The following is a 22,485-nucleotide window of genomic DNA, read 5'->3' as shown; positions in this document are numbered from 1 at the left end:
CTTTTTAGAGTTCACCCATGATCCGCCCGGCAAAACCGAACACCCGCCGATGCCCGGCGTAATCCACCAGCTCGACTTCCCGGCTCTGCCCCGGCTCAAAGCGCACCGCCGTGCCCGCCGCGATGTTCAGGCGCATGCCACGGCTGGCCGCACGATCAAACGTCAGAGCGTCGTTGGTTTCGAAAAAGTGATAGTGCGAGCCGACCTGGATCGGCCGATCGCCGCTGTTGGCGACCTTCAGACTGACGGTGCGGCGGCCGACGTTGAGTTCAATGTCGCCGGGCTGGATCTGGTATTCGCCAGGAATCATCACTGGGCTCCTTGCAGAATTTTGTAATAAAGGGTGGTGGGTCGATACGTGCCGTGCGGGTCGCAGGCGTAGTCGGGAATGGCCCCGGCGCGGGTGTAACCCAGGGCTTTGTAGAAATCTTCAGCCGGCGAACCCGCTTCTGTGTCGAGGTAGAGCATGCCGCGCTTGTGCTTGCGCGCTTCGAGCTCCAGCGCACTCATCAATTGCTGACCGAGGCCGCGACGACGGGCGTGTTCGCGCACCAACAATTTCTGCACTTCGGCGCGGTTCAGACCATTGGCCTTTTGGCACAGGCCCAACTGCACACTGGCCAGCACTTGCTCGTCGTTGACCACCACCCAAAGCAACACGCTGCCCTTGTTGACGTTGTCTTGCACCTCATCGAAATAGGCGCGGGCCTGCGCGGCATCGAGGTCGGCCATGAAGCCGACACTGGCGCCATACCCCACGGCATCAAGCAGCAGATCGATCAGACCCTGACGGTAGTGCGCAAAACTTTCAGCATTGACGCGGCGCAGTTGGGCGGCGTTCATCGGTGTCACTCCTTGTCGGCTGCAGGCGGCTCCGCGCCAGGGTTGAGGGTCAGTTGCATGAAGGTCAGGTCCAGCCAGCGGCCGAACTTGGTACCGACTTGCGGCATCTGCCCGGTGACGATGAAACCGGCGCGCTCGTGCAATCTAATCGAGGCGGCGTTGCCGCTTTCGATGGCGGCGACCATGACGTGTTTGCCGCAGGTTTTTGCGCGTTCGATCAGTGCCGTCATCAGGTGCGGCCCGAGGCCGTTGCCGCGTTGGTCGCTGCGTACGTAAACCGAATGCTCGACGGTGTGGCGGAAGCCGTCGAAGGGCCGCCAGTCACCGAACGAAGCGTAGCCGAGCACTGTGTTGTCGCTGTCGACGATCACCAGGATCGGGTAAGCCTGAGCCTGGCGTGCGGCGAACCACGCTTGCCGGTTGCCGAGGTCGACGGCCGATTCGTTCCAGATCGCCGTGGTGTTGAGCACGGCGTCGTTGTAGATATCGCGGATCGCCGGCAGGTCGGCGTGAAGGGCATCGCGAATGGCGTAAGTCATGGCGCGGCCTCAGACAATCGGTTGGTGGACGGTGACCAGTTTGGTGCCGTCGGGGAACGTTGCCTCAACCTGAATCTCCGGGATCATTTCCGGAATGCCTTCCATTACTTGGTCGCGGCTGAGCAGGGTGGTGCCGAAGTGCATCAGCTCGGCCACGGTGCGGCCATCACGGGCGCCTTCGAGCAGGGCTGCGGAGATGTAGGCCATGGCTTCCGGGTAGTTGAGCTTCACGCCGCGAGCCAAACGCCGCTCGGCGACGAGGCCGGCGGTGAAGATCAGCAGCTTGTCTTTTTCGCGTGGGGTCAGGTCCATTGTGGATATCCATCAGGGCAGATTTGTGTGGTTCTTGCGGTGAGTGGCGTGCCAGTTGCAGCCGCCCCTCACCCTAACCCTCTCCCGAGGGAGAGGGGACTGATCTCGGTTGTTTGTTCTGGCCGGTTCAGTCAGTTGAATGCTTTGAAATAACCAATCTCTTTCATTCGCCTCGGCCAGACTTTTCTCCCTCCAGAGGGGGACTGATCTCGGTTGTTTGTTCTGGCCGGTCCAGTCAGTTGAATGCTTTGAAATAACCAATCTCTTTCATTCGCCTCGGCCAGACTTTTCTCCCTCCAGAGGGGGGACTGATCTCGGTTGTTTGTTCTGGCCGGTTCAGTCAGTTGAATGCTTGAGTCGGAAATTTTTCCAGCAAGCGCATCGGTCAGGCTCCCTCTCCCTCCGCGAGAGGGCTGGGGGTGAGGGTGGCTTTTCAAGTGCTCCATATTCTTGGCGCGACAGCCTCACGTCCCAGCAGCACCGGTCGCAGCAACCGCCATAAATCAACCAACCAGGCCCGCGCCAACAACGCTTCACTGGCCAGACAACGGGCAACCACCAGCCCCGGCAGTTGGGTCAGGTCACCGCGCACCTCATGGCCCAACGAGCGGCAGCGCTCCAGCAGTTCAGCATCAATTTCGCCGGTGACCAGCAACGTCGCAAACACCGGTTGCCCGTCCAACCCGATCGGCGAATCGAGCAAACCGTCCCCGCCGACAATGCGCTGACGTTCATGCCAGAGCAATCGACCATCACGACGAATATCCAGATGACTCTGAAAATGGCCCAGATCAAAGCGCTCGCCACTGGCCGGACGACCCAGCGCGACCACGTCCCAGTAGAACAACCGCGCATCGCCTTCAAGATCAATCGACGTCGTCAGTTCAGCCTGCGCGGCGCTGTAGACGATGGTCTCTTGCGGTAACCATTCCAGCGTCGCCCCGGCAGCCACCTTCAAATCCAGCTGCTGATACGCAGGGCCTGCCGCGCGGTACCACTTGGCCGCGCCGGGGCTGGTGATCTGCGCCCAGGCGTGCTGTTCGACGCGCGCGCTGATGTCCAGCCGATCGCCGCCGGCGATCCCGCCGGGCGGGTGGACGATGATGTGTTGGCACACTTCAGGACCTTCGGCGTACAGATGCTTTTGCACTCGCAGCGGGCCGAGGTGACGGCGCATGACCGGGCGCGTGCAATCGCCGAAGCGCGCGTAGGCCAGCTCCAGCTCAGCGTGCCAGCTCGGGGTAAACAGGGCAGTGGAAATGGGTAAATTCATGGTTTGTAATTATCATTAGGAAGCTACAGGTTAGATCGTATCGTTAAATCGTGACTAGCCCGCGCACACCTTCGGCCTCCATATTTTCGCCGCGACCCTGTTGCACGATCTCGCCCCGGGACATCACCAGGTACTGATCGGCCAACTCCGCGGCGAAATCGTAGAACTGCTCGACCAGCAAAATCGCCATGTCGCCCCGCGCCGCCAGCTTCTTGATCACCGCACCGATCTCCTTGATCACCGACGGCTGAATGCCTTCGGTGGGCTCGTCGAGGATCAGCAGGCGCGGACGGCTGGCCAGTGCTCTGCCGATGGCAAGCTGCTGTTGCTGACCGCCGGACAAGTCGCCGCCGCGACGCTGTTTCATCTGCAGCAGCACCGGAAACAGTTCGTAGATGAACGCAGGGACTTCCTTCGCTTCGCTGCCGGGAAACCGCGAGAGGCCCATCAGCAGATTTTCTTCCACCGTCAGCCGGCCGAAAATCTCGCGACCCTGGGGCACATAGGCAATTCCGGCGTGGACCCGTTGGTGCGGTTTGAACGTGGTGATGGGTTTGCCTTCCCAATTGACCGCGCCTTCTTTCGCCGGCAGCAGGCCCATCAGGCATTTGAGCAGCGTGGTCTTGCCCACGCCGTTGCGCCCGAGCAGGCAGGTAACTTCGCCGACCTTCACGTCAAAGCTCAGGCCACGCAGGATGTGACTACCGCCGTAATACTGGTGCAGCTTTTCGACTTGCAGCATGTCCAAATTCCTTCTGTTCCACACAGAGCCCTGTGGGAGCTGGCTTGCCAGCGATTTCGGTGGTTCAGTCGCCATCGATGCTGGATGTGCCGGCCTCATCGCTGGCAAGCCGGCTCCCACAGGTTTTGTATTTGCAAGGTTCAGCGGCCGAGGTAAACCTCGATCACCCGCTCGTTTTCCTGCACCTGCTCCAGCGACCCCTCCGCCAGCACGCTACCCTGGTGCAACACCGTCACGTGGTCGGCAATCGAGCCGACAAACCCCATGTCATGCTCCACCACCATCAGCGAATGCTTGCCGGCCAGGCGCTTGAACAGTTCTGCCGTGAACTCGGTTTCGGCATCGGTCATGCCCGCCACCGGCTCATCGAGCAACAACAGTGGCGGGTCCTGCATCAGCAACATGCCGATTTCCAGAAACTGCTTCTGCCCGTGGGACAACAACCCGGCCTGACGGTTGACCGAGGTGGTCAGGCGAATGGTGTCGAGGACTTCGCTGATCCGGTCTTTCTGCTCGCCACTCAGACGCGCACGCAAACTGGCCCACACCGATTTGTCGGTTTTCTGCGCCAGCTCAAGGTTTTCAAACACGCTCAGCGCTTCGAACACCGTAGGTTTCTGAAACTTGCGACCGATGCCGGCCTGAGCGATCTGCACCTCGCTCATCTGCGTCAGGTCCAGGGTTTCGCCGAACCAGGCTTTGCCGTGGCTGGGACGGGTCTTGCCGGTGATCACGTCCATCAGCGTGGTTTTGCCTGCGCCGTTGGGGCCGATGATGCAGCGCAATTCGCCGACGCCGATGTACAGGTTGAGATTGTTCAGTGCGCGAAAGCCATCGAAGCTGACGCTGATGTCTTCCAGGGTCAGAATCGTGCCGTGACGGGTATCGAGGCCCGGGCCGACGCGTTGGCCGAGGCCGATGGAATCGCGGCTGGTGCCGGCGTCCTTGTTCGGCTCGACGGGAAAGAAGGCGGGTTCAAGCATGAATTCTGCGCTGGCTGTGACTCTCATGATTCACCTCGTTTTTTCAGCAGACCGATCACGCCTTTGGGCAAATACAGGGTCACGATGATGAACAGCGCACCGAGGAAGAACAGCCAGTATTCAGGGAACGCCACGGTGAACCAGCTCTTCATGCCATTGACCACGCCAGCGCCCAGCAACGGGCCGATCAAGGTGCCGCGTCCGCCGAGGGCGACCCACACTGCCGCTTCAATCGAGTTGGTCGGCGACATTTCGCTCGGGTTGATGATCCCGACCTGCGGCACGTACAACGCACCGGCCAAGCCGCACAGCACCGCGCTCAATACCCAGACAAACAGCTTGAAACCGCGGGGGTCATAGCCGCAGAACATCAGACGGTTTTCCGCATCGCGCAGCGCGGTGAGCACCCGACCGAACTTGCTGCGCGCCAGGCGCCAGCCGATAAACAGACTCGCCACCAGCAACAAGACCGTCGCCAGAAACAGCACCGCGCGGGTGCCCGGTTCAGTGATGCCGAAACCCAGAATCGTGCGGAAATTGGTGAAGCCGTTGTTGCCACCAAACCCGGTCTCGTTGCGGAAAAACAGGAGCATGCCGGCGAAGGTCAGGGCCTGGGTCATGATCGAGAAATACACGCCTTTGATCCGCGAGCGGAAGGCAAAAAAGCCGAACACCAGCGCCAGCAATCCCGGCGCCAGCACCACCAGACACATGGCCCAGAGGAAGCTGCTGGTGCCGGTCCAGTACCACGGCAATTCGCTCCACGACAGGAAGGTCATGAACGCCGGCAGGCCATCGCCGGCTGCCTGACGCATCAGGTACATGCCCATCGCATAACCGCCGAGGGCGAAGAACAGGCCGTGGCCCAGCGACAGCAAACCGGCGTACCCCCAGACCAGATCCAGCGCGAGAGCGACGATGGCGTAGCAGAGGATTTTGCCGACCAGCGTCAGGGTGTACGCCGAGACGTGCAGCGCGTTATCCGGCGATAACAGTGACAGCAGCGGCAGGGCGATCAGCAGTGCGAGGATCACACCACCCACCGCCAGCGTGATTTTCGGGCCGGCCTTTTGCGTGGCCGTAACGAGCAGGGGCTGGTTCATCAGTCGATCACCCGTCCTTTCAATGCGAAGAGGCCTTGCGGACGTTTCTGGATGAACAGAATGATCAACGCGAGGATCAGGATCTTGCCGAGCACCGCACCGATCTGCGGTTCAAGAATCTTGTTGGCGATGCCCAGGCCGAATGCCGCGAGTACGCTACCGGCCAACTGGCCAACACCGCCGAGCACCACCACCAGGAACGAGTCGATGATGTAGCTCTGGCCCAGGTCCGGGCCGACGTTGCCGATCTGGCTCAGCGCCACACCGCCGAGTCCGGCGATGCCGGAACCGAGGCCGAAGGCGAGCATGTCGACGCGACCGGTGGGCACGCCGCAGCAGGCGGCCATGTTGCGGTTCTGCGTGACCGCGCGAACGTTGAGGCCCAGGCGTGTCTTGTTCAGCAGCAGCCAGGTGAGGACAACCACAAACAACGCGAAAGCGATGATGACGATGCGGTTGTACGGCAGCACCAGATTGGGCAGCACCTGAATCCCGCCGGACAGCCACTCGGGGTTGGCCACTTCGACGTTCTGCGCACCGAACAGCAAACGCACCAACTGAATCAGCATCAGGCTGATGCCCCAGGTGGCGAGCAGGGTTTCCAGCGGTCGGCCGTAGAGGTGACGAATCACCGTGCGCTCCAGCGCCATGCCAATGGCGGCAGTGACGAAAAATGCCACCGGCAGTGCGATCAGCGGATAGAACTCGATGGCCTGCGGGGCGTAGCGCTGGAACATCAACTGCACCACATACGTCGAGTAGGCGCCGAGCATCAGCATCTCGCCGTGGGCCATGTTGATCACGCCGAGCAGGCCGAACGTGATCGCCAGACCCAACGCCGCAAGCAGCAGAATCGAACCCAGCGACATGCCGCTGAACGCCTGCCCGAGCACTTCGCCGATCAGCAGTTTGCGTTTGACCTGGGCGAGGCTGGTTTCGGCGGCGGTGCGCACGCTGGCATCGGTTTCGACGCCGGGTTCGAGCAAACCTTCGAGGCGCGTGCGGGCCAGTGGGTCGCCGGTTTCACCGAGCAGACGCACTGCGGCGAGTCGCACTGCCGGATCACTGTCGACCAGTTGCAGATTGGCCAGCGCCAGGCTCAGGGCCGCGTGGACACTTTCATCTTTTTCGCCAGCCAGTTGCTGGTCGAGGAATTTCAGCTGCGCCGGTTTGGCGCTTTTCTGCAATTGCTGCGCGGCGCCCAGACGGATTTTGGCGTCGGCGGCGAGCAATTGGTGGCTGGCCAGAGCGGTGTCGATCAGACCCCGCAGGCGATTGTTCAGGCGCAGGGTTTTCGGTTGGCCGTCGATGGTCAACTCGCCTTGTTGCAGCGCGTTGATCAGTTCGATACGGGCCGGGTCGGGCTGCGCAGCCCAGGTTTCCAGCAGTCTGGCTTGTTGCATGGGATTGGCGGCGACGAAGTCTTCGGTGTCACCGGCAAATGCAGCCATCGGCAAGAGCAGTGCGATGGCCAGAAACAAGCGGTATATGGCAGTGGGCATTAGTGGTGTCCTGTTCAACCGCCCCCTCACCCTAACCCTCTCCCGGAGGGAGAGGGGACTGAGCGAGGTGTTTGGACGCTGTGCTGCGACCTGCGAATTCGAGTCGAACTCAAGCTTTGAAAAGCATGAAGATCAGCTCCCTTTCCCCCTCGCCCCCTTGGGGGCGGTCCGACGTTTCGGGAGGGTTGGGGTGAGGGGGAAAAGATTTCCGCCCCACCTCAAAGCTCAAGTCGGACTCAGTTGCTCTTCACCGCATAATCCGGCTTCTTGTCGTTGCCATCGATAAACGGACTCCACGGCTGCGCCCGAATCGGCCCCTCGGTCTGCCACACCACGTTGAACTGGCCGTCGGCCTGAATCTCGCCGATCATCACCGGTTTGTGCAGGTGGTGATTGGTCTTGTCCATGGTCAGGGTGTAGCCCGACGGTGCGGCAAATGTCTGGCCGGCGAGGGCTTCGCGGACTTTGTCGACGTCGGTGGATTTGGCTTTCTCTGCGGCCTGCGCCCACATGTGGATGCCGACGTAAGTGGCTTCCATCGGGTCGTTGGTGACCGCTTTGTCAGCGCCCGGCAGGTTGTGTTTCTTCGCGTAGGCTTTCCAGTCGGCGACGAATTTCTTGTTCGCCGGGTTATCCACCGACTCGAAGTAGTTCCACGCGGCGAGGTTGCCCACCAGCGGTTTGGTGTCGATACCGCGCAACTCTTCTTCGCCCACCGAGAACGCCACCACCGGAACGTCGGTGGCTTTCAGGCCCTGGTTGGCCAGTTCTTTATAGAAGGGCACGTTGGAGTCGCCGTTGACGGTCGAGATCACCGCAGTCTTGCCGCCGGCCGAGAACTTCTTGATGTTGGCAACAATGGTTTGATAGTCGCTGTGACCGAACGGGGTGTAGACCTCTTCGATGTCCTTGTCGGCGACGCCTTTGGAATGCAGGAACGAACGCAGGATTTTGTTGGTGGTGCGCGGGTAGACGTAGTCAGTGCCGAGCAGGAAGTAGCGCTTGGCGCTGCCACCTTCTTCGCTCATCAGATATTCAACAGCGGGGATGGCCTGCTGGTTCGGCGCGGCGCCGGTGTAGAACACGTTCGGCGACATCTCTTCGCCTTCGTATTGCACCGGGTAGAACAGCAGGCCGTTGAGTTCTTCGAACACCGGCAGCACCGATTTACGCGACACCGAGGTCCAGCAGCCGAACACCACAGCAACCTTGTCCTGAGTCAGCAACTGCCGGCCCTTTTCCGCGAACAGCGGCCAGTTCGAGGCCGGGTCGACCACCACCGGCTCAAGCATTTTGCCGTTCACGCCGCCCTTGGCGTTGATCTCGTCGATGGTCATCAGCGCCATGTCTTTGAGCGACGTTTCGGAGATCGCCATGGTGCCGGACAACGAATGCAGAATCCCGACCTTGATGGTCTCGGCTGCCTGGACAGTCCAGGTCATGCCCATCGCGGCAATGGATGCCGTGAGTGTGAAAGCCTTGATCAAACTGCGACGCTTCATTGTGCGATCTCCATGAACGTTAAAGTTTTTTATGGTTGGCAGATGCGGACGACTGAAGGGTGTTTTGCAAGGGCTGTGCCCGGTCGGGTTTGGGCAGGGAAATGTCGTGTTAGAGCGCTTGGGCACGGGCGGCATGCACCATGAACGAACGCCCAGGGCGCGTCGGTGCAGGCGTGCGCGCCAGATTGGGGCGCGATTTCATCGCCACCGTAAAACTATTGGGGGAGCGAGCTTGCTCGCGAAGAGGTCGTGTCAGCCAACATCATCGTTGAATGACACGCCGCCCTTCGCGAGCAGGCTCGCTCCCACAAGTTGATGTGTGCTTCCTCAGGAGAAACGGCGCGGAGGCGCTTATGAAGAGGAGGCCGATTCAGCCTGGCTGCCAAACCGCGACAGCAGCAGTCGATCCAGCAGCCACACCACCACCAGCGAAGCCCCCACCAGCGGAAAGATCACCGCCAGTGCGAGCATGATTACCACGCCGGTTTTCCATTTCGGCAGGTCATGACGCAGCGGTGGCACGCCGAACTTGCCCTGTGGGCGGCGCTTCCACCAGATCACCACGCCGCTGACGGCGCTGAGCAAAATCATCAGGCAGATCAGCAGCACAACGATCTGGTTGAAGGTGCCGAACATCTTGCCTTCGTGCAGCATCACGCCGATTTCCGTGGCCCGCGCGACCGTGCCGTAATGCTCGAAGCGCACGTCGGCGAGGACCTTGCCGGTGTACTGATCGACATGCAGCGTGGCGTCATTGCGTGGGTCGTCGGCAAACACGGCGATGGTGAACACACCGGTCGCGGTGGTTGGCAGGGTGATGCTGTAGCCCGGTTCGACTTTGCGTTCAGAGGCGATGTTTTGCACATCTTGCAGGCTGATGCTCGGCGCGGCCGGGCCGGCCGGGGCAGCGCCGTGGGCCATGTGTTCGGCGTGGTCGCCGGACATTGGCATCGGCGTGTTTTCCATCGCCCATGGCACGGTCTGGCGCGTGGCGCTGTTGAGGCTGCGGGCCTCGACGTCGGAGGTCGGCACGTTTTCCCACATCGCCGCCGGGAACACGTTCCACACCTGCGCGTATTGCTTGCCCCAGAAGCCGGTCCAGGTCATGCCGCTGAGCAGCATCACCAGCAGCAATGTCGCGCCCCAGAACCCGGTGACCGCATGCAGATCACGCCACAACACGCGGCCGCGACTGTTCAGGCGTGGCCACAGAATCCCCGCCGCCTGACCGCGCGGCCACCACAGGAAAACCCCCGACACTACCAGCACCACCCCCCAACCGGCGGCCATTTCGATCAGCCGGTCACCGACGGTGCCGATCATCAACTCGCCGTGGATGGCGCGGGCGATGGCTTGCAGATTCTGCTTGGCATCCTGTTCGCCGAGGATGTCGCCGTGGTACGGATCGACGAATACGTTCAGCTCCTGCCCGGCATTGGTCACGACAAATTGCGCGCTGCGCTCGGGGTTGACCGGTGGCAGGTACTGGGTGATCTGGCCCTGAGGATAAGCACTTTTGACCCGCTGCAGCAGGTCATCGGCGGGCACGGTGTGATGACCGGCCGGGACGTTAAGCAGACTGCTGTACATCAGCGAATCGAGTTGAGGTTTGAACAGGTAAATCATGCCGGTCAGGGCCAGCATCACCATGAATGGCGCGACGAACAGTCCGGCATAAAAATGCCAACGCCAGGCCAGGTTGTAGAAATTCGGTTTGGGCTTTTGCATCACGTTTGCTCCGCTTGGCGAATCTTTTAGTTGTCTGCAACCCTGTGGGAGCGAGCTTGCTCGCGACAGCGTCCTGTCAGGCGACATCAATGTCGGCTGTAACGCCCGCTTCGCGAGCCAGCTCGCTCCCACAGGGTGGGGGTTTCTGTCAGAAACTCATGTCCACCTTGGTCCAGAGCGTGCGCCCCGGCTCATTGATGGCTTGCGGGTCGTTGGCCGGGTAGCCGAAACCGGCGTTGCCCGCCAGGTTCAGGTGTTCGGCGTAAGCTTTGCCGAACAGGTTGTCGACGCCGCTGCTGACCTTCCAGTTTTTGTTGATCCGGTAGGCACCGTTGAGCGAGAACACGCCGAAGCCCGAACTCTTGTCGTAATCCTTGCCGACCACGTTGCCCTTGTTCTGGTCGATACGGTTTTGCGCGGCAACCACCCTCCACAGTGCGCCGGCGCTCCAGTTGTTTTCGCTATAGGTCAGGCCCATACGTGCGTCCAGCGGCGGCATTTGTGGCAGGGCCGAACCGTCGCTGCTGTTCTTGCCCCAGGCGTAGGCCAGAGTCGCATCGGCCTTCCAGTGGTCGGTGAGGTTGTACGCGGCGCCGAGTTCACCGCCCATGATCCGCGCGTCGATGTTCTCGGCGCGCGAGGTGCTCATGCCCATCATTCCCGGGGTGTAGTCGAAGAGGATGTAGTCGCGCACCACGCCGATGTACCCGGAGGCCCAGGCCTCAAGATCGGCACTCTTGTAGTTCACGCCGACATCCAGCTGGGTGGTCTTTTCCGGTTTGATCGAGTCGAACGCATTGACCGAGCCGGCAGGTCCGGATTTCGGCGAAAACAGCTCCCAGTAATCCGGGAAGCGCTGTGCATGGCCAATACCGGCGTAGAGCGTGGTCGGGCTGTCGGCCAGATCATGCTCGTAGCGCACGAAGCCGCTCGGCAAGGTGTCGGCGCGGGTGTCATCGGCGGTCGGATTGGGCCGGGCCATCATTCCCGAACCGCTGGCCTGGCGGTAATCCTTGGCCGATGCACGGTCAACGCGGGCGCCGGTAATCAGCCGATCACGGTCGGCGGCGTACCAGGTCATTTCGCTGAACACGCCGTAGTTATGGAAGTCGGCGTCCTTGGTGTAGGGCTGATCCTTGTAGGTATCGATGCCCATGCCGCTGCGCTGGCGGTGTTCGTTGGTCTGCGCGTCGAGGCCGGTGATCAGCTGAATGTCAGCCCAGCGCCACGTTGCCTTGACCCGTGCGCCAAGGGTGCGGCGGTCGACATTGGATGCCATTGGTCCCGCCATCATGCCGGTGCCGGACGGGGTGCGCAGGCTGTAGTTGTCCATCACATGGTCGGCGTAGTTGTAATAGACCTGCGCTTCCAGCTTTTCCAGCACGTCGGTGATGTTGGATTTTTCGATACGCAGGCCGAGGCTTTCACGCAGGAACTGTGAACCGTCCATGCCGCGTCCGGCGTAGCGGGCTTCACCATCACCCTTGCCGGCGGTGAGTTCGATCAGGGTGTCGGCGTCCGGCGTCCAGCCCACGGCGACATCGCCGTTCCACTTGTCGTAGCGCGAGGCGACGATGTCGTTGTTGCCGTCGCGGTAGTCATCGGAGTGCGCGGTGTTGCCGATCACCCGAACGTAGCCCAGCGGCCCGCCGGCAGCGGCGTCGACAACTTTGTCGAAGCGCCCGTGGGAGCCGGCCAGAATGCTGGCGTTCACCCGCGTGCCGAGTTCGCCGAAGCTCTCCGGTTCACGGTCGAACAGCACGGTGCCGGCCGAGGCGCCCGGGCCGTAGAGCACGGTTTGCGGGCCTTTGATGACCGTGAGTTTGTCGTAGGTTTCCGGCGAGATGTACGAGGTCGGCGCGTCCATCCGGCCTGGGCAGGCGCCGAGCATCATGCTGCCGTTGGTAAGAATATTCAGGCGCGACCCGAACATCCCACGCAGTACCGGATCACCGTTGGTGCCACCGTTGCGCACCAGTGCAAAGCCGGGAATGGTCTTCAGATAGTCGCCGCCATCGCTGGCCGGCACTGGCTGGCGCGGGTCTTTGGGGTTGGTGACGATGGTCAGCGGCGAGCTTGGGGCGATGGCGGTAATCACCGTCGGGCTCAGTTCTTCACGGTGATCGGCGTGATCATCGGCCAGCACCAGCGGGGACAGCAGGATGCCGCAAAGGACGGCGATAGCGTGCCTGAAACGAATGCGCGATTCGTTCAAAGCGAAGGACGCCTGGGCAGAGCCCGAGCGGGAAACAGCAGAAAACCTGGACATGACAATTTCCATCAAACAGTCGTAAACGACACGGCCGGCAGCCTGAGGCTGTCTTTTCAACCGTGTGCAGTCAAAGGTGCGTGTTTACGCTGTGACGGGCGGGGCGCGGGGGCGGGCGCCGGGAAAGAAGGTTGGCCGGGCATGACCCAGGCGTGGCGAGGGTGAAGTGAAGGTGTTTAGCGGCAGGATATCGAAGGCAACGAAATCGCCGCCGCCGGTCAGTGCCGGGCAATTGAACAGCAGGCTGCAATAGCCGCATTTTTCCCACAGCACATGCTGCGAGGATTGTGGCGGGCAATGTTCGGCGGAGGGTGTTGCGCCATGCCCGGCGTGATCCATGCCGGGCATGTCCATCGACATGTCCATGCTCATTGGCGCGGGTGTCGAGGCGTGCTGATTCATCGGCATCGACTGAGAAATCAGTGGGCCGATGAAGATCATCAACATGGCGAACAGGGCGATCCAACTGCCGTGCTGACGGCGGTTGTCGATGGACCTGGCGCGAGGCGGGCGCATGGGCAGGATCAGCCGGGCTGATTACTGAGCGTGCGCGTGGGCCTTTGTCGTTTCCGGCGGTTTCTTCTGCACGGCGACTTCGACGGTGACGTCCCCGGCTTTCTCGAAGTGCATGGTCAACGGGAAGCGTTTGCCGTCGCTGAGCAGGTTGCGGTCCGTCGGGTTGAGCAGCATGACGTGATAGGCCATTGGCGCGAAGGTTACGTTGCCGCCCGCAGGAATAGCGACACTCGGCACCTGCTGCATCTTCATCAGATCGCCCTGCATCACATGCTCATGCAGCTGCGCTTCGGGGGCGATGGGCGAGTCGACACTGAGCAAACGGTCGGCGGTTTTACCGTTGTTGTGAATCACGAAATACGCGGCAACCGTGGGTGCATTGGGCGGTAATTCCTGTGACCACGGGTGGGCAATTTCAAGCTCGCCGGCCTTGTATTCGTGGGCATGGGCGAAGCACGCAGGCAGCAACAGCGCAGCGATGACGATGAATTTGTTCAACATGGCAGTTCTCCAGAACGATTTGAAACGCAGATTAATTGCGCGAACAAATCAAACCAGAGGGGAGGCGCGGGGGTTCAGGCTCGGCCATTGCTGGCGCGGCGTGGAGGTTTGCAATGGGGCGGGCGCCACGCTGCGATTGCTTTCGAAACGCGCGAAATACAGCTGCGGTGCATGCCCCGGCAGCGCCACCAGCGGCGCTGAGCCCGAGCAACACCAGCAATGCTGCATGTTGGAATGGGTGTCATTCGGCGGGGCTTGCTGATCCGTGGTGCCGATGTTGATCGCCACCATTTTCGTCCCGCTGCCAGTGCAGAAACTGCTCCACAACAATTGCTCGGCCGGTGAATTGGCCGCCTGTGCCATCGTTCCCGTCATCGGCATGGCGAGCAGGTTGAACAGCACTGCAAAGCAGGCAATCCAGGCAAGCGCGAGCCGTTGTCGGTTCATGGGACAGGTCCATAGGGTGGGCGATCAGGCGTGGCTATTTAGCCTGATCAGGGCCGATAAGTAAAAAAGCGTCGTGCGGTTTGGTGTCGCAGAGCTTCCTGCAAGAGTTTGAGAAGTCTGCGGCCCAGCTCGATTTCGCCGTTATAAATGAGTGTAGCGGCTTCGATTCGCATTGCCTGGGCGAAATCCGAGTCGCTTTCTATTCGTGCGCGAATGGTCTGCTTGACGTCTCGAAGCGCTACCCGGTTGAGCTGCCCATCGCCGGAGTCTTCGATCTCACAGCCCTTGATGTATTCGCTAAGATCGACAGGTGTTTCAGGTAATCCTTGACGTCGAAACGGGAGAATTTTTCTGACATTGGATGTATACGCCTTTGGAATCAAAGACGGTGAGCGTAAATGTAGACCCTGGCTGCCGATAATCAGCGATTCGTTAAGTTGTTGTGGGCAGTGTCTGCCTTGGTTGTAGGATTCACGTCAGATATCCAGCCGAGCCCGTGACATTGTGGGAGCGAGCCTGCTCGCGAAAGCATTGGGTCAGGCAATGGATGTGCAAACTTTGCCGACGTCTTCGCGAGCAGGCTCGCTCCCACAGTGGTCGGTGGCGACCACATAGCCTGTTTACCCCGCGAACACAGTGGGAGGGGCGGTGCGACGATTCGACTTGCCCGCGCAGGCGGCCGTGAGATCTGTGCTTATTTTCAGATACGGTTAAAGGTCGAGAGGGCAGCGAGAATTTCGTCGACCGACCCAAACTCCCGATCAACCCCCGGCAGCCCCGGCCGCTTCAACACAATCACCGGCACCCCACGCTCCCGCGCCACTTCCAGCTTCGGTTCGGTCGCCGTGCTGCCGCTGTTTTTGCTGATCAGCACATCAATCTGGCGCCGCTCGAACAGCGCCCGTTCATCCTCAAGCACAAACGGCCCGCGTGCGCCGATGACTTCGCAGCGTTCGTTGCCGGGATAAACGTCGAGGGCGCGCAGGGTCCAGAATTGTTCGGCGGGGATGTCGTCGAGGTGTTGCAGCGGTTCGCGGCCCAAGGTGAACAGCGGGCGGCGAAAGGGTTTGAGGACGTCGATCAGTTCGGCCCAGTCGCTGACTTCACGCCAGTCATCACCGGGCTGCGGCTGCCACGCCGGACGGCGCAGGGCCCAGCAGGGGATGCCGGCCTGTTGCGCGGCGGTGGCGGCGTTCTGGCTGATTTGTGCGGCGTAGGGATGGGTGGCGTCGAGCAGCAGATCAACGCCTTCATCCCGAATGAACTGCGCCAGACCTTCAGCGCCACCGTAGCCACCGACGCGCACCTGACAGCGCAGATCGGTGGGCACACGACCCACTCCGGCCAGGCTGTAAATATGTTGCGGGTCGAGGGTACGGGCAATCGCCAGCGCCTCAGTCACGCCGCCCAACAACAGAATCCGCTTCATGCAAAACCTCCGGCATGGCCAACGACACCGCCCTGACGATCAATCGCAAATACCTCGACCTGCACCTGCGCTGGCACCACGCTACGGGCGAAATTCAGCGCGTGACGGCAGACTTCATCGCCCAGTGCGATGCCCACGGCACTGGCCATCGCCAACGCCTGCTGGCTGGTGTTCGCCTCACGAATATTCTGCTGCAAAGTCTCATCGGCGCCGATTGCCGCCGCCCAGTCGGCCAGTTGCGGCAGGTCAATGCTGGAATGGCGAGAGTGCAGATCCATGTGACCGGCCGCCAGTTTGCTGATCTTGCCGAAACCGCCGCACAGGCTGAGTTTATCCACAGGCACTTTGCGCAAATGCTTGAGCACCGCGCCGACAAAGTCGCCCATTTCGATCAGGGCGATTTCTGGCAAATCATAGACCCGGCGCATGGTGTCTTCGCTGGCGTTGCCGGTGCAGGCGGCGATGTGCAGGTAGCCGTTGGTCTTGGCGACATCGATGCCTTGGTGAATGGAGGCGATGTACGCCGCGCAGGAAAAGGGCCGGACGATGCCGCTGGTGCCGAGGATCGACAAGCCGCCGAGAATCCCCAGGCGCGGGTTCATGGTCTTCAGCGCGAGGGCTTCGCCGCCCTCGACGTTGACGGTGACCTCAAAGCCGCCGGCATAACCGGTCTCGGCCGCGAGCAGGCTCAGGTGGTCGCTGATCATCTTGCGCGGCACCGGATTGATCGCCGGTTCACCCACGGCCAGCACCAGTCCCGGCCGGGTCACGGTGCCAACGCCCGCACCGGCATTGAAGCGAATCCCCGGTTCGGCCAGCAGTCGCACCCGCGAATAAAGCAAGGCGCCGTGGGTCACGTCCGGGTCGTCGCCGGCGTCCTTGATCGTCCCGGCTTCGGCGCCGTCGTCGGTCAATCGGCAGAACTCCAGCCGCATCTGCACCTGTTTGCCCTTGGGCAAGATGATTTGCACGGCATCGGCGCAGGCTCCGCCAAGCAGCAGGCGGGCGGCGGCGAGGCTGGTGGCGGTGGCACAGCTGCCGGTGGTCAGGCCGCTGCGCAGGGGCGCGGGTTGTTCGGCGGTTTCGTCACGCATCGAAAGGTTTGACCAGATCGAGCAGCGTGATCGGCAGCGCCTGACGCCAGGTGTCGAATTCGCCGAGCGGTTGCGCCTGAGCGACGTGGATGCGCGTCAGCTCGCCGCCGTAGCGTTCGCGCCAGTGCATCAGAGTGACTTCGCTTTGCAGGGTGACTGCGTTGGCGACCAGTCGACCGCCGGGTTTGAGTTGCTCCCAGCAGGCCTCGAACACGCCTTCGCGGGTCACGCCACCGCCGATGAAAATGGCGTCCGGTCGCTCCAGTCCCGCCAATGCCTGCGGTGCTTTGCCGCGAATCAATTGCAGCCCCGGCACACCCAGCGCATCGCGGTTGTGTTCGATCAACTGCTGACGGCCGTCATCGGCTTCGATGGCCAGCGTGCGGCAGCTTGGGTGAGCCCGCATCCACTCGATACCAATCGAACCACTGCCCGCACCGACATCCCACAGCAGTTCGCCGGGAGTCGGGGCGAGGCGGGCGAGGGTGATCGCGCGCACGTCGCGTTTGGTCAGTTGGCCGTCATGCCGGAATGCCGAGTCGGGGAGGCCGGCGAGACGCGACAGTCGCGGGGTGTCGGCGTTGGCGCGGCATTCGATGGCGATCACGTTCAGATCGGCAATCGGTGGATCGCACCAGTCATTGGCGCTGGCGTCGATGCGCCGCTCGGCGTCGCCGCCCAGATGTTCAAGCACGCTTATGCGACTCGAACCAAAGCCCCGTTCACGCAGCAATTGCGCGACGGCCGCGGGACTGGCGCCGTCATTGCTCAACAGCAACAGACGCACGCCGCTGAACAACTGCGCATTGAGCGCGGCCAGCGGACGGGCGACCAGCGACAGTGTCACGACGTCTTGTAACGGCCAGCCGAGGCGGGCGGCGGCCAGCGAGCAGGAAGATGGCGCGGGCAGGATCAGCATCTCGTCGCTCGGCAGTTGCCGCGCGAGGCTGGCGCCGACGCCGTAGAACATCGGGTCACCGCTGGCCAGTACGCACACCGCTGCACCGCGTTGTTCAAGCACCGGCGCCAGCGAAAAGGGGCTCGGCCACAACTGCCGCTCGCCGCTAATGCACACTGGCAACAAATCCAGTTGGCGCTGACCGCCGACGATCCGCGAGGCGCCCATCAGGGCACGCCGGGCGTTTTTGCCCAGGCCCTTGAAGCCGTCTTCACCGATTCCCACAACCGTCAGCCAGGGTGACATCTATATTCCTCTAAACATGCCGTTCCGACGGGCAGTCTTTTCATGCCGCCGGACAAAGCAGGCATAATACCGCGCCTTCGCCCGCGAAGCGCCTTTCCCACGCAGCCGGTCAGCCCCTTGAACGAACGCCCGATGTCCACCGCCATACGCCCCTCGGCTTGCCCGGGGTTGCTGCGTATCGTCCAGGCATTGGACGGCGGCATCTGCCGGATCAAGCTCGATGGTGGCTCAATCAGCGCCGATCAGGCTGACGCGGTGGCCAATGCCGCCGAACAGTTCGCTGGCGGGGCGATTGAGGCGACCAATCGCGCCAACCTGCAAATCCGTGGCATCGGCCAGCAATCCGCTGCCCTGATCGACAGTTTGCTGGCTGCCGGACTCGGGCCGCGCACCGCCGCAGGCGATGATGTGCGCAACCTGATGCTCAGCCCAACCGCGGGGATCGACCGGCAGATGCGCTTCGACACCCGCGCACTCGCCGAGCAGATCCTCGACACGCTGCAGAGCCATCCACGTTTCCACGAGTTGAGCGCCAAGTTCGCCGTGCAACTCGATGGCGGTGAAGCACTGGCGATGCTCGAGCATCCCCACGACCTGTGGTTGTCGGCGTTCGAGCGCGATGGCGAGACGTTGCTGGCGTTCGGTCTGGCCGGGTGCCTGACCGATCAAGCGGTCGGCGCAGTGACGCTGGAAAATGGCCATGCGCTGGTGGTCGCGGTGCTGGAGCTGTTCCTCGAACTGGCGCGGCGCGAGCAAACGCGCATGCGCCATTTGCTCGATGAACTGCCGGTGCTGGCGTTTCTTGAGCAGCTCAGAACACGCCTGCCGATCACAGTGATCAGCGGTTGGCAGCGTCTGCCGGTTGCGGACGATCTGCACATCGGCCCTCATCCGCAAAACACTAACAACCTTGTCTACGTCGCAGGCGTGCCGCCACTCGGTCGCCTCGACCCGGCCATGCTGCGCGGTGCAGCTCAACTGGCTCGTCGTTTCGGTGACGGCAGCCTGCGTTTCACGCCGTGGCAAAGCCTGCTGCTGCCGAACGTGACGCAGAACGACGTAAACCAGGTGATCGAAGGCCTCAACCAACTGCGCCTGCTGACCGATGCCGCTGAGCCACTGTCGAGAATGATCGCCTGCACCGGCGCCAACGGCTGTGGCAAAGGCCTGGCCGACACCAAAAGCGATGCCCGTTTGCTGGCGACGCTGTTGCCGCAAGCGCAAAGCGTGCACCTGTCCGGTTGTGCGCGTTCGTGCGCCGCCGCGCACTGTGCCCCGGCGACCTTGCTGGCCGTCAGTGCCGGTCACTACGACCTCTATTTTCGCGATGCAGCGCAGCCGGGTTTCGGCACGCTGCACGCACGCAACCTTACTATTGAAGCGGCCGCGGCACTCCTTATCGATGCTTGCCCGACGCCCGCTCCCGGAGCCCCTTGATGCTTGATTACATCCGCGATGGTCAGGAGATCTATCGCAACTCCTTCGCGATCATTCGCAGCGAGGCCAATCTGGCGCGCATCCCCGCCGATCTGGAGAAACTCGCGGTGCGAGTCATTCACGCCTGCGGCATGGTCGAGGCCATCGACGGTCTGCAATTCTCTGAGGGTGCGGGCAAGGCCGGGCGTGCTGCGCTGGCCGCGGGTGCGCCGATCCTCTGCGATGCGCGAATGGTTTCCGAAGGCGTGACCCGCGCGCGCCTGCCGGCCAACAACGAAGTGATCTGCACCCTGCGTGACGACAGCGTGCCGGCGTTGGCACTGGAGCTGGGCAACACCCGCTCCGCCGCCGCGCTGGAACTGTGGCGCCCGCACCTGGAAGGCAGCGTCGTGGTGATCGGCAACGCGCCGACCGCGCTGTTTTATCTGCTGGAAATGCTCGATGCCGGCGCACCGAAACCGGCGCTGATTCTCGGCTTCCCAGTGGGCTTCGTCGGTGCCGCAGAATCGAAAGCGGCGCTGGCCGCCGACAGCCGTGGCGTGCCGTTTGTGATCATGCAAGGTCGACTCGGCGGCAGCGCCATGGCGGCTGCGGCGGTCAATGCCCTCGCCACGGAGATCGAATGATGCAGGCCAAAGGACGTTTGATTGGTCTGGGCGTCGGCCCCGGTGATCCGGAACTGATCACCGTCAAGGCCTTGCGCCTGCTGCGCGAATCGCCGGTGGTGGCGTACTTCGTCGCCAAGGGCAAGAAGGGCAACGCGTTCGGCATCATCGAAGCGCACCTGCAGGACGCGCAGAATCTGCTGCCGCTGGTGTACCCGGTGACCACCGAAGCGCTGCCGGCGCCGCTCTCGTATGAACAGGTGATCAGTGATTTCTACGATGAAGCCGCCGAGACGATTGCGGCGCATCTGGACGCCGGCCGTGACGTGGCGGTGATCTGTGAAGGCGATCCGTTCTTCTACGGCTCCTACATGTATTTGCATGATCGACTGGCCACCCGCTATGAGGCGCAAGTGGTGCCGGGCGTGTGCTCGATGCTTGGCGGCGCGTCGGTGCTGGGCGCGCCGTTGGTGTATCGCAATCAGAGTCTGTCGGTGCTCTCCGGCGTGTTGCCTCACGAAGAATTGAGGCGACGTCTGGGCGATGCCGACGCGGCAGTGATCATGAAGCTGGGACGCAATTTCCACAAAGTGCGGCAGGTGCTGGAAGAACTCGGCCTGGCCGAGCGGGCGCTGTACGTCGAGCGTGCGACCATGGCCAATCAGAAGATCGTACCGATCGACCAGGTCGAGCCGATGTCGTCGCCGTACTTCTCGCTGATCATCGTGCCCGGCGAACGGTGGCAAGGCTGATGACGTCATCCACTCCCGCGATTGTCATTCTTGGTCAGGGCAGCCTGGCCACGGCCCGGCGCATCCAGCAGGTGTATCCGGCGGCGCAGATCCACGGTCTCGCCGGCCGTGTCGAGGGCGCCGACTGCACGTATCAGGCATTCGGCGCGACCCTGCGCGAGTTGTACCAGCAGGCCACGCCGATCATTGCCTTGTGCGCCGCCGGCATTGTCATCCGCACACTGGCGCCGCTGCTGCTGGAGAAAGGCGATGAGCCTGCGGTACTGGCCGTCGCCGAAGACGGCAGCGCCGTGGTGCCGCTGCTCGGTGGCCTTGGCGGGGTGAATGTCATGGCGCGGGAGATCGCTGCGGCGCTGCAAGTCGCGCCGGCGATCACCACCAGCGGCGAACTGCGCTTTGGCACCTGCCTGCTCAATCCTCCGAGCGGCTACGCGCTGGCGGACCTGGAGTCGGGTAAACGTTTCGTCTCCGATCTGCTGGCCGGGCATAGCGTGCGCATCGAAGGCGCGGCGCCGTGGCTGGATCAGGCGCTACTGCTGGAAGATCCACAGGCGCAGCGTTCGATTCATGTCGGCAGTGCCGAGCGTGCGGCGAGTGCCAATGAGTTGCTGATCTATCCGCGCAGTGTGGCGGTGGCGGTGAGCGCTGACGTGGCGGATTTGCCGAGTGTGATTCGTGCGGCGTTGCAGCAGGCGAACGTCGCGGTTCAGGCGCTGGCTTGTCTGGTGGCGGCTGATACCGCCATGGCGTCGGCTAACCTGCGCGAAGCCGCACTTGAACTGAATGTGCCGTTGCGGTTTGTCACGGCGCAAAGCGACATCGGCGCACTGGCGCGCGTTGCGGTGCCAGAAGCCAGAATCGTTGAGCATAACGGTCTGGCCGTCGCTATCGCCGAGCAGCCACTGGACGTCGCGCACATCGGTCGCCCGCGCGGTCGTCTCGCGGTGATCGGCCTCGGCCCCGGCGCTGCCGAACTGATGGTGCCCGCGGTAAAGGCGGAACTGGCTCGCGCCACCGACGTGCTCGGCTATGAAACCTACGTGCGCATGGCCGGCCCGTTCCGCGACGATCAAGTGCAGCATTGCACCGACAACCGCGAAGAAATGCAGCGCGCCCGCCACGCCTTTAGGCTGGCCGCCGAGGGCCGTTCGGTGATTGTGGTTTCATCCGGCGATCCGGGTGTATTCGCCATGGCGGCGGCGGTGCTCGAAGCGTTGCACGAGTCCGATGATCCGGCGTGGCACCGTGTCGATCTGGAAATCCTCCCGGGCGTCTCAGCGTCCCTCGCCACCGCTGCCCAGGCAGGCGCGCCGCTGGGCCATGACTTCTGTGTGATGTCGCTGTCGGACAACCTCAAACCGTGGTCGATCATCGAGAAGCGTCTCGATCTGGCCGCGCAAGCGGACCTGGCGCTGGCGTTCTACAACCCGATCTCGCGCGCCCGTCCGTGGCAACTGGGGCGGGCCCTGGAAATCGTCGCGCAACATCGCACACCTGAAACACCAGTGGTGCTGGGACGTGACATCGGCCGGCCGGGGCAGACCCTGCGCACTACGACCCTTGGTGCGCTGACGCCGGACCAGGTGGACATGCGCACCATGGTGTTGATCGGTTCCTCCACAACTTGCACGTTTGCCCGCGCCAGCGGAGGGGAATGGGTGTATACGCCTCGTTGGTATGGTGAAAAGCCGATTGGCTGACAAT

22 protein-coding genes are annotated in these 22,485 nt (G+C 62.4%); 4 read left to right on the top strand and 18 right to left on the bottom strand.

Annotation, left to right across the window (positions count from 1 at the left end):
* Positions 1-4: 4 nt before the first annotated feature.
* The 18 genes from AB4P91_RS02425 to cbiE all read right to left on the bottom strand — a co-directional run bounded on the left by AB4P91_RS02425 (position 5) and on the right by cbiE (position 17,987).
* On the bottom strand, positions 5-310 hold the full coding sequence (locus AB4P91_RS02425) for an urease subunit beta (RefSeq protein WP_150594078.1): 306 nt from the start codon (positions 308-310) through the stop codon (positions 5-7).
* Complete coding sequence (locus AB4P91_RS02420) at positions 310-843, bottom strand: GNAT family N-acetyltransferase (RefSeq protein WP_395604260.1); 534 nt, start codon at positions 841-843, stop codon at positions 310-312. The genes AB4P91_RS02425 and AB4P91_RS02420 overlap by 1 nt, the downstream gene beginning before the upstream one ends.
* Positions 844-848: 5 nt before the next feature.
* Complete coding sequence (locus AB4P91_RS02415) at positions 849-1,382, bottom strand: GNAT family N-acetyltransferase (protein ID WP_395604259.1); 534 nt, start codon at positions 1,380-1,382, stop codon at positions 849-851.
* Between the two features lie 9 nt (positions 1,383-1,391).
* Complete coding sequence (gene ureA / locus AB4P91_RS02410; RefSeq protein WP_042557443.1) at positions 1,392-1,694, bottom strand: urease subunit gamma; 303 nt, start codon at positions 1,692-1,694, stop codon at positions 1,392-1,394.
* 433 nt (positions 1,695-2,127) lie between these two features.
* Entirely contained in the window at positions 2,128-2,967 is an 840-nt protein-coding gene (locus AB4P91_RS02405; protein ID WP_150687539.1) for an urease accessory protein UreD, read from the bottom strand.
* Between the two features lie 43 nt (positions 2,968-3,010).
* Positions 3,011-3,709, bottom strand: a complete 699-nt coding sequence (urtE, locus tag AB4P91_RS02400) for an urea ABC transporter ATP-binding subunit UrtE (protein ID WP_047299522.1) — start codon at positions 3,707-3,709, stop codon at positions 3,011-3,013.
* A gap of 140 nt (positions 3,710-3,849) precedes the next feature.
* Complete coding sequence (urtD, locus tag AB4P91_RS02395; RefSeq protein WP_395604258.1) at positions 3,850-4,719, bottom strand: urea ABC transporter ATP-binding protein UrtD; 870 nt, start codon at positions 4,717-4,719, stop codon at positions 3,850-3,852.
* Entirely contained in the window at positions 4,716-5,795 is a 1,080-nt protein-coding gene (gene urtC / locus AB4P91_RS02390) for an urea ABC transporter permease subunit UrtC (RefSeq protein ID WP_047299523.1), read from the bottom strand. The genes urtD and urtC overlap by 4 nt, the downstream gene beginning before the upstream one ends.
* Complete coding sequence (gene urtB / locus AB4P91_RS02385) at positions 5,795-7,297, bottom strand: urea ABC transporter permease subunit UrtB (protein ID WP_150594083.1); 1,503 nt, start codon at positions 7,295-7,297, stop codon at positions 5,795-5,797. Before urtB ends, urtC begins: the two co-directional genes overlap by 1 nt.
* 236 nt (positions 7,298-7,533) lie before the next feature.
* Complete coding sequence (gene urtA, locus AB4P91_RS02380) at positions 7,534-8,799, bottom strand: urea ABC transporter substrate-binding protein (protein ID WP_150594084.1); 1,266 nt, start codon at positions 8,797-8,799, stop codon at positions 7,534-7,536.
* A gap of 351 nt (positions 8,800-9,150) precedes the next feature.
* A complete protein-coding gene (locus AB4P91_RS02375) occupies positions 9,151-10,527 on the bottom strand; it encodes a PepSY-associated TM helix domain-containing protein (protein WP_395604257.1) in 1,377 nt (458 codons plus the stop codon).
* 148 nt (positions 10,528-10,675) lie between these two features.
* Positions 10,676-12,796: a TonB-dependent copper receptor gene (locus AB4P91_RS02370; RefSeq protein WP_395604256.1), complete on the bottom strand. Its 2,121-nt coding sequence runs from the start codon at positions 12,794-12,796 to the stop codon at positions 10,676-10,678.
* A gap of 84 nt (positions 12,797-12,880) precedes the next feature.
* Positions 12,881-13,312, bottom strand: coding sequence for a DUF2946 domain-containing protein (locus AB4P91_RS02365; protein ID WP_395604255.1), 432 nt, complete (start codon positions 13,310-13,312; stop codon positions 12,881-12,883).
* A 21-nt stretch (positions 13,313-13,333) separates the two neighbouring features.
* Entirely contained in the window at positions 13,334-13,813 is a 480-nt protein-coding gene (locus AB4P91_RS02360) for a copper chaperone PCu(A)C (RefSeq protein ID WP_395604254.1), read from the bottom strand.
* A gap of 48 nt (positions 13,814-13,861) precedes the next feature.
* Positions 13,862-14,260, bottom strand: coding sequence for a DUF2946 domain-containing protein (locus AB4P91_RS02355; RefSeq protein WP_395604253.1), 399 nt, complete (start codon positions 14,258-14,260; stop codon positions 13,862-13,864).
* 700 nt (positions 14,261-14,960) lie between these two features.
* Positions 14,961-15,689 carry a cobalt-precorrin-6A reductase gene (locus tag AB4P91_RS02350; RefSeq protein WP_395604252.1) on the bottom strand — a complete coding sequence of 243 codons (729 nt, stop codon included), beginning with the start codon at positions 15,687-15,689 and terminating at the stop codon, positions 14,961-14,963.
* Positions 15,686-16,783, bottom strand: coding sequence for a cobalt-precorrin-5B (C(1))-methyltransferase (locus AB4P91_RS02345; RefSeq protein ID WP_395604251.1), 1,098 nt, complete (start codon positions 16,781-16,783; stop codon positions 15,686-15,688). Before AB4P91_RS02345 ends, AB4P91_RS02350 begins: the two co-directional genes overlap by 4 nt.
* Positions 16,776-17,987 carry a precorrin-6y C5,15-methyltransferase (decarboxylating) subunit CbiE gene (gene cbiE / locus AB4P91_RS02340; protein WP_150596107.1) on the bottom strand — a complete coding sequence of 404 codons (1,212 nt, stop codon included), beginning with the start codon at positions 17,985-17,987 and terminating at the stop codon, positions 16,776-16,778. The genes AB4P91_RS02345 and cbiE overlap by 8 nt, the downstream gene beginning before the upstream one ends.
* A gap of 132 nt (positions 17,988-18,119) precedes the next feature.
* Here cbiE and cobG point away from each other — a divergent pair, with 132 nt between their 5' ends.
* Genes cobG through cobJ form a run of 4 tightly spaced genes read left to right on the top strand, consistent with a single transcriptional unit; the run spans position 18,120 to position 22,481 of the window.
* Positions 18,120-19,424 carry a precorrin-3B synthase gene (gene cobG, locus AB4P91_RS02335; RefSeq protein ID WP_395604250.1) on the top strand — a complete coding sequence of 435 codons (1,305 nt, stop codon included), beginning with the start codon at positions 18,120-18,122 and terminating at the stop codon, positions 19,422-19,424.
* Complete coding sequence (locus AB4P91_RS02330) at positions 19,424-20,050, top strand: precorrin-8X methylmutase (protein ID WP_150594096.1); 627 nt, start codon at positions 19,424-19,426, stop codon at positions 20,048-20,050. Before cobG ends, AB4P91_RS02330 begins: the two co-directional genes overlap by 1 nt.
* A complete protein-coding gene (locus AB4P91_RS02325; protein ID WP_395604249.1) occupies positions 20,047-20,781 on the top strand; it encodes a precorrin-2 C(20)-methyltransferase in 735 nt (244 codons plus the stop codon). The genes AB4P91_RS02330 and AB4P91_RS02325 overlap by 4 nt, the downstream gene beginning before the upstream one ends.
* Complete coding sequence (cobJ, locus tag AB4P91_RS02320; RefSeq protein ID WP_395604248.1) at positions 20,781-22,481, top strand: precorrin-3B C(17)-methyltransferase; 1,701 nt, start codon at positions 20,781-20,783, stop codon at positions 22,479-22,481. The genes AB4P91_RS02325 and cobJ overlap by 1 nt, the downstream gene beginning before the upstream one ends.
* Positions 22,482-22,485: the final 4 nt, after the last annotated feature.

It is taken from the genome of Pseudomonas sp. B21128, from assembly GCF_044218865.1.
Classification (GTDB): Bacteria; Pseudomonadota; Gammaproteobacteria; order Pseudomonadales; family Pseudomonadaceae; genus Aquipseudomonas; species Aquipseudomonas iridis.
This window is presented reverse-complemented; position numbering and strand designations above follow the sequence as displayed.